The sequence below is a fragment of the Psychrobacter sp. NZS113 genome (assembly GCF_015864825.1).
In the GTDB taxonomy this organism is placed as follows: Bacteria; Pseudomonadota; Gammaproteobacteria; order Pseudomonadales; family Moraxellaceae; genus Psychrobacter.
This window is the reverse complement of record NZ_JADYWL010000007.1, coordinates 130,950-142,937: the sequence shown is the minus strand read 5'-3', so window position 1 is coordinate 142,937 and position 11,988 is coordinate 130,950. Positions and strand designations below refer to the sequence as shown.

Here is an 11,988-nt window from a genome sequence, read left to right as displayed (position 1 = left end):
GTTCAGCACGCCTAACGCTCTATCTAATTTATATATGATTGACTATAGACGCATTTGTATCCCTTGCGCTGCCATATATGCTTTGGCTTCTTGTACTGTGTATTCACCAAAATGGAAGATGCTGGCTGCGAGTACTGCATCGACGCCGCCTTCTAATACGCCTTCGGCTAAATGTTGTAAGTTGCCGACGCCGCCTGAGGCAATGACTGGTACATTCACTTGGCTAGTGATTTGTTGCATGAGGGCTAAGTCATAGCCTTTTTTGGTGCCGTCACCGTCCATCGAGGTGACTAATAATTCGCCTGCACCCAGATCAGCCATCTTTTTCGCCCAAGCAACCGCATCGATGCCAGTTGGCTTACGACCACCGTGAGTGAATATCTCCCAACGCGGGACGATAATGCCATTAATATTGATATCAGCAACACGCTTGGCATCGATGGCAACGACGATACATTGATTGCCGAATTTCTGTGAGGCTTCACCAACGAACTCTGGGGTAAACACTGCTGCTGAATTAATCGCTACTTTATCCGCGCCCGCATTGAGTAAATTGCGGATATCAGCGATTTTACGCACCCCGCCGCCGACTGTGAGAGGGACGAATACCGTCTCGGCCATGCGCTCAACGGTATGATAAGTGGTATCGCGCTCATCATTGGTCGCCGTAATGTCTAAAAAAGTAATCTCATCAGCACCTTGTTCGTTGTAGCGTTTGGCTACTTCGACAGGGTCGCCTGCGTCTTTGATATCGACAAATTGTACGCCTTTGACCACACGGCCATTATCAACGTCCAAACAAGGAATGATACGCTTTGCTAACATAGGGTCTTTCACCTTATAATCAATTCATTCTATAGGCGCTAGTCTAGCAAAAACACCGCCGTCTCAGGCAGGTTTTCGTAAGATTATTATGCATTTCGCCATAGTTTGCTCATGCGCGGTACAATTGCTGTGATTACCGTCTAAATTTATTCTATTTAACTTCTTATTCAATTGCCAAAAGTGAGATGTCATGTCCGTTTATACCCAGTTAACCGATAATCAGTTTGCCGCCTTTTGCCAGAGCTTTGGCGTATCTTTCGTGCGTGCTATTCCGATTACCCAAGGGATAAAAAACTCAAACTGGTTTATTCAAACGACTGACGATGTAGATGGCGCATATTCTTATGTATTGACTTTATTCGAAGAGCGTCCACCTGCTGATATCGAAAAAATGGCGGTTATTCTCGATCAGTTAGACGGTAAGCTACCGGTTGCCGCACCGTTATCCGTTATTGAATCCAATAGTGTTCAAACGGATGACGATGATAAACGCTATGTCATTCATTACGAAGACAAAGCTATTACGCTAGTGCCATGCCTAGCAGGGTCGCATCCAGAGCAAACCACGCAAGCGATGTGCCATGATATCGGTGCTGCGCTAGCGATGTTGCATGAGACACTGCAAGCATTACAACCTGCTGAACAGTATGGCGTACCTTTATACCCGTGGGCAGATGTACGCGATCGTGAAATGCAGTTTATGCCAGGTGACGAAGCCAAGCTGATGAGTGATATTTGGCGTTCTTACACAGAGTTGCCACTGACAACGTTGCCAAATGGTTTGTGTCATTTGGATATGTTTGCGGACAACACCCTATGGAATCTGCAAAAAGGGGAAGAGCGTCTCACTGGTTTATTAGACTTTACCGAGGTCAGTGTTGAGCATTATGTAATGGATATTGCCATTACCATCAATGACTTTTGCACGACGTGGGGCATGGCTGAGCAAGGCGAATCGGTGAATTTTGACCGCAGTAAAATGGCGGCATTCTTGCAAGGGTATGAGTCTAAACGCTCACTTGGCCTTGATGAAAAACGCGCCTTACCTGTTATGCTAGCCAAAGCGGCAGTGATTTTTTGGTTGCTACGTTTAAATGTCATCCATTACAACCGTACTGAAGGTCGTACGGGTGATAACATCATGGTCAAAAACCCTGACTTGATGAAACGTCTGGCCGCTTATCATTGGGCGCATGTTGAAAAATCGCAAAATACCGTGTTTGTGCTTTCTGGTACGGCATCAGACAATCAGATAATTGGTGTTTTTAGCAGTATCACGCAAGCTGAGCAAGCCCGTGAAAAATTGAGCAATAGTAGTGAGTTCGCAATCAAAGAATATACGCTAGATCAATTGTCGTAAGCATTGCTTATTCATTTATTCTGGTACCAAAACTATAAGGCGATCCCATGACCGATCAAGTTGATAACTGGCACAAACTGGCACGCTACGACACCAATATGCAAGGCGAGCTGCATGCCAATTTGCTGAGAAATAATAACATTACAGTATCGATGCAAGCGCTAAGTAGCATTCCTGGTATGAACTCAGGGGCGGTGCTGTGGGTACAAGATACGGATTTGGTAGCAGCTCAGCGTATCTTAGCGACCATTCCAGCTGATGGTGCTGCCTTACTGGATGAAATGAGTGATGCTGACTTTGATGCGTTATCTGATGCTCAAAGTAACTCTACGCAAAGCAACCCGATAATAAATGATGACTCGATTAATAATAACAATGGCGGTAACGATTAAATGTGTCAACTCTTAGGAATGAACTGTAACACCCCAACGGATATTGGTTTTAGCTTTGCAGGGTTTCGCAAGCGCGGTGGTATGACTGACAGTCACGAAGATGGTTTTGGCATTGCGTTTTTTGAACGCAGTGACTGTGTGAATAGTGATAAAGCGGCAAATGACTCAACGGGACTGCGTCTGTTTCATGACAATCGCCCTAGCCATCTGTCACCAGTGGCCGACTTGGTCAATAACTACCCAATCAAAGCCATGAACGTCATTGCGCATATTCGTAAGGCCACCCAAGGACAAAACTGCTTAGCTAACACGCATCCATTCGTCCGTGAAGTTTGGGGTGAGCAGTGGGTGTTTGCGCACAATGGGCAGATGAATAGCGAATTTATTAAACGTTGTCAGCGTTTGCAAGACAATGGTAATGGCTCACACTGCCAACCAGTTGGTTCAACTGACTCCGAAATGGCATTTTGTTATTTGGTCAATCGTCTAAAAAGCAGCTTTAAAACTCGTCCTGATGATCAGACACTGTTTAACTTTCTGACCACGCAATGTCGCTATTTATCTGCTAATGGCTTATTTAATTGCTTGATATCAAATGGCAGGTGGCAACTGGCTTATGCAGGGAGCTTATTGTTTTATCTCACGCGTAAGGCACCATTTGGTGAAGCGAAATTGGCTGACGATGACTTGGCGATTAACTTTGGCGATGTGACGACAGATGCTGATAAAGTCACCATTTTAGTTACCGTACCATTGACTGAAAATGAAAAATGGCAACAATTGGCGGTCAATGAATGCCTGATATTTCAAGATGGCGATGTCATTTATAAAGACAGCCCAAGTCAGCGCAAGTTTTTGACGGTTGATGAAGGGATTGCAATTGCACGAGCGGTTGGGGCGAGTGTTTAGGGGTTGATTAATATTTAGTATTGCTTAAATATACATTCCACAACACCGCTTGAACTTCTCACCCGATCCGCAAATGCACGGTTGCTTTTGGCTTACAGTCATCGCAACCGTCGGATCTAAAAAGTACCAGCGTTCGCTGTTACCAGCCGCCTTGTTTTTTATTTTTATAAAGGCAGACAGTTCATGGTGTGCCTGTATTTTCTCTTCTAAGCCACTATTTATTTCCTCATGGCTTTTAAAATAAGCCTTAAACTCAACCTGTGCATGACGTTTACCGAGCTTGGGTGTGTGCTCTACAATCTCCAATCCTGCCCAGTCCGTCTCTTTTGCCCAACTCTCAATCGCTTTAATATCAAGCAATTTTTGCTGTGCGGGTAGCGTGGTCTTGACGATATACTCTGGCTTAACCAAAAAAAAGGCACTATAGCGCGTGCGCATGAGTCGTTCGGCTGTCTCTGCTTTTATATCATCCAACTTATCTACTTCGTCATTGTAAAAAGCATCATGATAAGGCTGGCAGCAGTCTTGGTAGGATAGCGGAGCGTCTACCATCTCTACTGATGGACTGATTTGGCAAGGGCAAGTGTGTAGGGAAGATTGCATAGATTACTCTAATTATCATTTAGATTTTACGGCTTTAAAGTGCTTTTATTGCAGCATGCTTTTTATTAACTCTGGCAATATGCCGACTTTGAGCTGTGCCCATGGTGCTGGGTCACGTAGCTGCGCCCAAAACGCCTCAAAAGGCGGTGCCATATAGACCAGTATAGCGAGCAAGGTGTATAGCAATAAATACCACCATTTGTCGTCATGTTTATAAAACTTCATCGCAGTGCCTGATGAGCGTTTCATTTTCATATTGGATAAATTGACACTATACAGCTCGTCCAATGACAAATGTACCATCGCACCGCCGAATAAGAATAAACCGTAAAACCAGCTGGTCGTCAGTGGCAGCTGTACGGCATAGTAGCTCAAGCACGTCAAACCCAGTCCCAGTATCGCCATATACGGCACAGAATGTATGACGCCGCGATGCACAGTCATAGTAGTAAAAATATGAAAGACCACATAACGCATAAAACCGTAGCCAGCTAGCCACAATACTATCAATGCAAGTAAGCTCAAATCACTACGCCAATGCATGACCAGGCCAAAGGCAAATATAAACGAGGTAATATTAAAACCAAGCTTAATCGGTGTGGAATTATCAGAATCTAAGTCTGGTAGTAACCCACCAATAGTCCCAAGCGCCACGCACACCAAAAAGCCTGAATCATCAATCAATCCGGCCTTATAAACCGTCAAACTCAGTGTGCCGCTGACCATAAAAGCGACATTTAGGTGGGTATTAAAATTTGCCATAAAATCATTTATCCATAGCGCTCAAAAAGACCTTTCGAGCGGCGTATCTAGCAGTAAAAAAGCGCACCATGATACCATAGCGTGGCCAAATGCCTAACAGAGAACGCTCCTATGCTTATCACTGATTACCCCATTACCCTTGATGCTGATATTTCTTCTGAGATATCACCTATGCTGGATAAAAGCTTCGCTGACATTGATTGGCAAGCACCATGGATGTGCCATATAAATCAGCTGAGCATCATCAGCGCTGCTAGGCAAAGCCTAAGTTCATCAAGCGAACAAAACAATGCTGTGGCGTATGAGGGTCAGCAAATAGATGTGATTGCAGGTGTATTAAACAATGTATTTAATCAGCAAAGCAGTCATGGGCAAATAGAGCTGCCGACCACCAAGCCTGCTCATAACAATCAAGCCCATACTCTAAAGTTTGTCTCACAGAATGCGCTGCCTGAAGGCGAAGCATATGAAAGCTTTATTGCGACGACTGGCAATATTCCGACGCGTGATAATTTGCATGATTTATTTAACGGTAGTATTTGGCTGACGTTTCCGAAGACTAAGGCGTTGCTCAATTATTATCATATGCTAGAAATAGCTGCGCAAGGTATCAATGCGAGTAGAGGGCGTGTGCGCGATACCATTACTGTCTTTGATGAGAATGGGACGGTGCTAGTGACATCTGATGCTAGTATCGGTGAGGCATTGGTTGATTTTGACTGGCAGGCGAGTTTAGTGGCACCGCGTCCTAAGTGGGACGACCCACAACAGCCTACTAGCCATGCTCAAGCGGCGGTCTATATCTTTGGGCATGCACTGCTTGAGCAGTTGGTATACCCGCGAAAACCCTTATGCGCGCACAGCATTGTCATCAATGTTGCACAAGAATTCTTTACTTTATCGTTAGCTGAGCGGATGAATTGCTTGGATGAAAAAGTTGCGCAATATATGGACGAATTATTATCAAAAGACGATGTTACCCCGCGCCAGCTTGCACCGTTGCCTATTTTGGGTGTGCCACACTTTTGGCCAGACAATACTGACTCGAGTTTTTACGATGATAACCATGTGTTTCGCAGTGGTCGCCGCCAAAAAAGTAATTAATGTGAAATGACTGAAGGTATTGGTGGGTCACTGGCTAAGCCTTTGTTACGTTTACGATTGTGCCACGATTTGACTACGTCTAGACGTTAACAAAGGTTGATATATTTGTTATGGTAAAAGGACGTTATTGTTAAATGATAGAGAAATGATAGAGAAATGATTTAAAAGGTATTTAGAAAATATTTAGCTATTTTATTTATTGAGATTTATATCTCCTCATTTCAAATAACGATTAACTTTAATAAACAATGATGAAGGATTTATCTAGCCACCAATTATCAGCACGAGCGTAAGACTGCTTATGTTCAGGATATATAACAACGATAAGGAAGCTACCATGAGCGATATTTTTGATGTAAAAGACACAATTGCGGTTGATGGCAAGGAACATGCCTACTACAGCTTGCCAACGCTAACCAAAACCTACGAAAACATCAGTAAACTGCCATTTTGCATGAAAATCGTACTAGAGAACCTATTACGTAACGAAGACGGCGGCCAATCAGTCGGTAAAAACCATATCGAAGCCGTTGCTAATTGGGATGCAGGGGCTGAGGCGTCAAAAGAAATCGCTTTTATGCCAGCACGTGTGGTGTTGCAGGATTTCACTGGTGTGCCTTCAGTGGTCGATTTGGCTGCGATGCGTGATGCGGTGGTTGAGCTGGGCGGAAAGGCCGAGCAAATCAATCCGTTCATCCCTAGTGAGCTGGTCGTCGATCATTCTGTGCAAGTGGATGCTTATGGTCGCGAAGACGCGCTAGATCTCAACGAAAAAATAGAATTTAAGCGTAATAATGAGCGTTATGAGTTCCTACATTGGGGTCGTAATGCTTTTGAAAATTTCGTCGTCGTACCACCAGCCACAGGTATCGTGCATCAGGTCAATCTTGAGTATCTAGCCCGTGTCGTGATGGCTGCTGATGTAGATGGTGAGCTGACGGCTTATCCAGATACGGTGTTTGGTACAGATAGCCATACCACGATGATTAATGGTATCGGCGTGCTGGGTTGGGGTGTGGGCGGTATCGAAGCAGAAGCGGCCATGCTCGGTCAGCCATCTTCAATGCTAATTCCACAAGTGGTTGGCTTTGAGTTGAAAGGCAAGCTAACTGAAGGTGTCACTGCGACAGATTTGGTATTGCGTGTGGTCGAGATGCTACGTGCGCATGGTGTGGTTGGTAAGTTTGTCGAATTCTATGGCGAAGGTTTGCACAGTATGCCACTGGCTGATCGTGCCACTATTGCCAATATGTCACCAGAGTATGGTGCGACTTGTGGTATCTTCCCAATTGACCAAATGGCGATTGATTATCTGCGCCTATCTGGTCGTGATGAAGCACAAATTGAGTTGGTCGAAAAGTATGCCAAGGCGCAAGGCCTATGGCATGATGCTGATACTCCAGCTGCAACTTATTCAAGCAAGCTAGAGTTAGATTTGTCTTCTGTACAGCCAGCACTTGCTGGTCCAAACTTACCACAGCAACGTATCAATCTGTCTGATATGCATGAGAAGTTCGGTGAAACGTTAGAAAAAATGACCAAAGATCGCAAGTCAGAAGTAGAAGGCAAAGTACGCTTTGACCAAGAGGGCGGTGAGCAAGAACAAGCTGAACATTTAGCAGCTCAGCCAAAAATGAACGATGACCAAGATGATGGTTATCAGCCTGCAAATGGGGTCTTCTCGACCGTTAGTATCGATGAGAAAGACCACAAGCTACGTGATGGTTCAGTCGTGATTGCCGCCATTACTTCTTGTACCAACACCTCAAACCCTGCGGTTATGATTGGTGCAGGTTTAGTCGCCAAAAAAGCAGTAGCTAAAGGCCTGAAAGCCAAGCCATGGGTCAAAACATCATTAGCACCTGGTTCAAAAGTGGTGACTGATTACCTAGAAAAAACCAAGCTGATGGATGAGCTAGAAAAAACAGGCTTCTATCTAGTAGGTTATGGTTGCACCACGTGTATCGGTAACTCAGGGCCATTGCTTGAAAGTATCGAAAAAGGTATCGAAGAAAACGATTTGGTCGCTGCGGCGGTACTGTCTGGTAACCGTAACTTTGAAGGTCGTATTCACTCACACGTCAAGGCCAGTTATTTAGCGTCACCACCGTTGGTCGTTGCTTATGCGTTGACAGGCACGGTCGATATCGATATGACCACTCATCCGCTGGGTCAGGATCAAGACGGTAATGATGTGTTCTTAAAAGACATCTGGCCAACGTCAGAAGAGATCAATGAGTTGATTGCTAATAATATCGATGCTGATATGTTCCGCAAAAATTACGGTGAAGTGTTTGCAGGTAGCAAAGCATGGAACGCGATCAGTTCAGCGGATAGCCAATTGTATCCATGGGATGAAGGGTCAACGTATATCAAAAACCCACCTTTCTTTGATGGTATGACCATGGAGCCAGAAGGTATCCCTGATATCGAAGGCGCACGTATCTTAGGTCTGTTCGGTGATTCAATCACTACTGATCACATCTCACCAGCGGGTAATATCGACCCAGACTCACCTGCGGGCAAGTATCTGCAAGAGCGTGGTGTCCTACAAGCCGATTTCAACAGCTATGGCTCACGCCGTGGTAATGATGCGGTTATGACTCGTGGTACCTTTGCCAATATCCGTATCAAAAATACGATGATGGCTGGCAAAGAGGGCGGCTATACTTATTACTTCAATGGTGATAGCGCTACTCTCCAAGACGGCGAAGAAATGGCCATCTATGATGCGGCAATGAAGTATAAAGAAGAAAAGCGTCCGCTCGTGGTATTGGGTGGTGCGGAATATGGCTCTGGCTCTAGCCGTGATTGGGCTGCGAAGGGTACGATTTTACTCGGTGTAAAAGCAGTATTGACCAGCTCATTTGAGCGTATTCACCGTTCAAACCTAGTCGGTATGGGTGTGTTGCCATTGACCTTTAAAGAAGGTGAAAATACAGCGACCTATAACCTAGACGGTTCTGAGGTGCTTAGCATCACGGGTCTAGACAATGGTGAAAGCAAAACAGCGACGGTCACGGCCACACGTGCTGATGGCTCAACCGAGAGTTTTGTAGTCAATGTCATGCTACAAACGCCAAAAGAGCGTGAATACGTGCGTCACGGTGGTGTATTGCACTATGTACTGCGTCAATTGGCTGCTGAGAGCAAAAACGCTGCATAATGGTTAATTAAGCGTCGTATGATAAAAAGCCCAATCCCATTCAAAGTAGGGGACTGGGCTTTTTTATTGTCTGAGAAGAGGGAAAGCAAATATCTGAAAATCTATTTACTTAACTTATCTGAAGTTCTCATTCCAGCTCTCTTTAAACACTTTATTTAAGAACTTTTCTTTATCGATGCTACCATCATCGTTTAAGCAGCTTTTATCGACAAAAAGGTAGTTCGTCCAACTGATATCGGGAGACAATTCATTGATTTCATTTACTATGTCAACTTCACTAATCTCAGAGAAATCTCTAATAATAAGTTTTTGAGCCAACTCTAAAATGCGACTCTTTGTTTTATATTCGTAAGAATTTGGGTACTCAGAAATTTTATCAAAAAACTCCTCGTAGTTTACATTCCCATCTTCGTATACATACTCATCACTCCAGAATATATAATCACTCCAAAGTGGATCGGGAGATAATTTATTTAGTTCAAGGTTTATCTCTATTTGTCTTGGTTCTGAGCATTCCGTGTTGAGTAACTCTTCAAGTAGCAAAGTAAATTTTTTCTTACTATCATCGTTCATTATTACATCCTCTACTATGTATTCCAATTCTATCAACCCTTCTCAGTCAACAACTTAATTCCTAGGCCCATAAATACGACACCACTTATTTTATTCATCATCGATTCAATTTTTGGATTCTCTCTTAGTTTTTTGCTGAACTTTGACGCCAGCAGTGCCAAACACAAGCACCATATAAAGCCAGTAACAGCAAAGGTTAGTCCCAACATTAAAAATGACAGCATGCCGTAAGCATAACTGGAGTCAATAAACTGCGGGAAAAATGCGAGGAAAAATAACGCGACTTTTGGATTAAAGGTATTGGTGAGTACACCTTGCTTATATATTTGCCAGTGGTCTAGAGGTTTGATGGATTTCGGCTTCTCGCTATCCTGCAAACGACTGGCTATCAAAGGCTGCTGTTTACTCATTAGCATTTTGACACCCAAATAGCACAAGTATCCGGCACCAATATATTTTACGAGCATAAATGCCGTAGGAGAGTTGGCAAGTAACACGGACAATCCTAGCGAAGCCAGTAGCGTATGTACCAGAATACCCGAAGTAATACCCAACACAGAATAAAACCCTGCCGTTTGTCCCTGCGAAATACTACGGGTAATGATATACATGCTATCCGTGCCTAGGGTTAGGTTTAAAAGAATAGCAGCCAAAATAAACCCTAGATAGTTCTCAATCCCGAACATAGCGAATCCCTTCTTTTGATAACTCTAGTTGTTCGTATGTGATAAGCGTTTTATGTCTTTTATAAAACGCTTATAGGGTGGATAGTATCTAGCATTGAGTGAGTTAGCAATAGAGTAAATCACTCAATAAATATTGATTTTAGAAACCATGAGACACGGTTTATGCTCAGCCCCTGTGAAATGGATAAAACGTAAATATCTTATAAAAATCTCAGATACGGCAGTGCCAACTCTGATAATATATCAGGATTAGATAAAACATTTGTTGATAATAGGGATTTGAGATGAAACGTTTGGCTTGTACCGTTGCTGTATCTCTGTTTGCGACGACTGTTGGGATAAGTGCTGCGCATGCTGAGAGAATTTGCAAAGTAACAGATCCGACTGACACACCATTAAACATCCGCGATGAACCTAATGGCAAGATTATTAATAAGCTGCGTAATGATCGCGAAGTGTATGTCACAGAGGTCACTTATGATAGTAGAAACCGTCCGTGGGTTTATCTAGAAGGTTACTATAAGGGCGAGTATAGGCAATGGGGTTGGGCGATTAGAGAGTTCGTCTCTTGTTACGATCGTTGATATAGTAACTTCAGATTATCCAAACCATAATAAACTGACTATAACAAAACCAACAGACATAAAAAATCCCAGTCACCGTGTGATGACTGGGATTTTTTATTGTTCGCTTATTAGTCTAATCTGATGCTAAGCAACAGTGCTAATAAGTGACGCCGAATAGTGGCGTCCCCAGGGGGATTCGAACCCCCGTTACCGCCGTGAAAGGGCGGTGTCCTAGGCCTCTAGACGATGGGGACGCATAGAGTGTTATAACCAATGGTTACAACGGTACTTCACAATATCAGATAGCTTACAAGTAAGCATTGCCTAGGTGCTGATATCGTCCTACTAGCGAGTATCTATTATAAATTTCAGTAGTACTGAGCATTGCAATAAATAGTATGGTGGAGCTAAACGGAGTCGAACCGTTGACCCCTTGCATGCCATGCAAGTGCTCTACCAACTGAGCTATAGCCCCTCGCTAAGAGTGTGCGTATTTTATGCAAGACCGACAGTCCTGTCAACTACTATTTTAAAAATAATCCATAAATATGCAAAAAAAAGCGTTTCAGCCTATTTTGTTAGCTTAACAAGGCCAAATTAGCGTGGATTTTGCTTAAGAGAGATCTCTTTGATGGCTTTGTCCGTATAAAACTCTTCTTCGCTGCCATCAGAAAAGATAATCGCACTGCATTCAGTCGGCATGTATTGACCACCTTTTTCTCTGACGGTTCTGATACCTTTAAAGCCAGTAATATCAAACTCGCTTAATTTATCTAGATTATGATTGGTATAACCGCAGTAAGTGGTATATATCCACTTTAAATCTTCAAAGTCCTGACCCTTTGTCAGGGTAAGCTTGGCATCAAAAAGCTCTTTTACGATGGCATCATAATATTTCTGTGCTTCTTTGAGGGTGTTAAAGACATAGTCTTTGCTTTCTATCGTGACGGTTTTGGCGGCCATGTTTATTTCCAGTGAAGAAGTTTGATAAAGGATATTTAATAGTCTAAGGGTAGTAATACCTATTAATAACGAAAAAGGG

At 43.5% G+C, this 11,988-nt stretch carries 12 protein-coding genes and 2 tRNA genes; 6 read left to right on the top strand and 8 right to left on the bottom strand.

From position 1 onward, the window contains the following. Positions 1 to 42 precede the first annotated feature (42 nt). Entirely contained in the window at positions 43 to 825 is a 783-nt protein-coding gene (gene hisF / locus I6E61_RS11675) for an imidazole glycerol phosphate synthase subunit HisF (protein ID WP_197134944.1), read from the bottom strand. A gap of 190 nt (positions 826 to 1,015) precedes the next feature. Between hisF and I6E61_RS11670 the strand changes: the two genes are divergently transcribed. The 3 genes from I6E61_RS11670 to I6E61_RS11660 are packed head-to-tail and all read left to right on the top strand — an operon-like array spanning position 1,016 to position 3,486. After that, on the top strand, positions 1,016 to 2,185 hold the full coding sequence (locus I6E61_RS11670) for a homoserine kinase (RefSeq protein WP_197134943.1): 1,170 nt from the start codon (positions 1,016 to 1,018) through the stop codon (positions 2,183 to 2,185). A gap of 47 nt (positions 2,186 to 2,232) precedes the next feature. Further along, complete coding sequence (locus I6E61_RS14210) at positions 2,233 to 2,577, top strand: hypothetical protein (protein ID WP_227685858.1); 345 nt, start codon at positions 2,233 to 2,235, stop codon at positions 2,575 to 2,577. After that, positions 2,578 to 3,486 (top strand): class II glutamine amidotransferase, encoded by a 909-nt coding sequence (locus tag I6E61_RS11660; protein ID WP_194197875.1) that lies wholly within the window; start codon positions 2,578 to 2,580, stop codon positions 3,484 to 3,486. A gap of 24 nt (positions 3,487 to 3,510) precedes the next feature. On the opposite strand, the gene I6E61_RS11655 is transcribed toward I6E61_RS11660, so the two are convergent. Continuing rightward, positions 3,511 to 4,089, bottom strand: coding sequence for a YchJ family protein (locus I6E61_RS11655; protein WP_197134942.1), 579 nt, complete (start codon positions 4,087 to 4,089; stop codon positions 3,511 to 3,513). A 45-nt stretch (positions 4,090 to 4,134) separates the two neighbouring features. After that, on the bottom strand, positions 4,135 to 4,851 hold the full coding sequence (locus I6E61_RS11650; RefSeq protein ID WP_197134941.1) for a metal-dependent hydrolase: 717 nt from the start codon (positions 4,849 to 4,851) through the stop codon (positions 4,135 to 4,137). Between the two features lie 111 nt (positions 4,852 to 4,962). On the opposite strand from I6E61_RS11650, the gene I6E61_RS11645 reads away from it, so the two are divergent. Together I6E61_RS11645 and acnA are read left to right on the top strand one after the other, a co-directional pair. Continuing rightward, a complete protein-coding gene (locus I6E61_RS11645) occupies positions 4,963 to 5,955 on the top strand; it encodes a DUF3025 domain-containing protein (RefSeq protein WP_197134940.1) in 993 nt (330 codons plus the stop codon). A gap of 337 nt (positions 5,956 to 6,292) precedes the next feature. Next, the gene (gene acnA / locus I6E61_RS11640) at positions 6,293 to 9,121 is read left to right on the top strand and encodes an aconitate hydratase AcnA (protein WP_197134939.1); all 2,829 of its coding nucleotides are present in this window, start codon (positions 6,293 to 6,295) and stop codon (positions 9,119 to 9,121) included. Positions 9,122 to 9,235: 114 nt separating this feature from the next. On the opposite strand, the gene I6E61_RS11635 is transcribed toward acnA, so the two are convergent. After that, on the bottom strand, positions 9,236 to 9,694 hold the full coding sequence (locus I6E61_RS11635) for a hypothetical protein (RefSeq protein ID WP_197134938.1): 459 nt from the start codon (positions 9,692 to 9,694) through the stop codon (positions 9,236 to 9,238). Between the two features lie 32 nt (positions 9,695 to 9,726). After that, positions 9,727 to 10,380, bottom strand: a complete 654-nt coding sequence (locus I6E61_RS11630; protein WP_197134937.1) for a LysE family translocator — start codon at positions 10,378 to 10,380, stop codon at positions 9,727 to 9,729. Between the two features lie 284 nt (positions 10,381 to 10,664). Between I6E61_RS11630 and I6E61_RS11625 the strand changes: the two genes are divergently transcribed. Further along, entirely contained in the window at positions 10,665 to 10,964 is a 300-nt protein-coding gene (locus I6E61_RS11625; RefSeq protein WP_197134936.1) for a hypothetical protein, read from the top strand. Between the two features lie 160 nt (positions 10,965 to 11,124). On the opposite strand, the gene I6E61_RS11620 is transcribed toward I6E61_RS11625, so the two are convergent. From I6E61_RS11620 to I6E61_RS11610, 3 genes are all read right to left on the bottom strand, one after another. Then, positions 11,125 to 11,200: transfer RNA gene (locus I6E61_RS11620), tRNA-Glu, on the bottom strand. Between the two features lie 145 nt (positions 11,201 to 11,345). Next, positions 11,346 to 11,421, bottom strand: a tRNA-Ala gene (locus I6E61_RS11615). 122 nt (positions 11,422 to 11,543) lie between these two features. Continuing rightward, positions 11,544 to 11,909, bottom strand: coding sequence for a hypothetical protein (locus I6E61_RS11610; protein WP_197134935.1), 366 nt, complete (start codon positions 11,907 to 11,909; stop codon positions 11,544 to 11,546). Between the last annotated feature and the right edge of the window lie 79 nt (positions 11,910 to 11,988).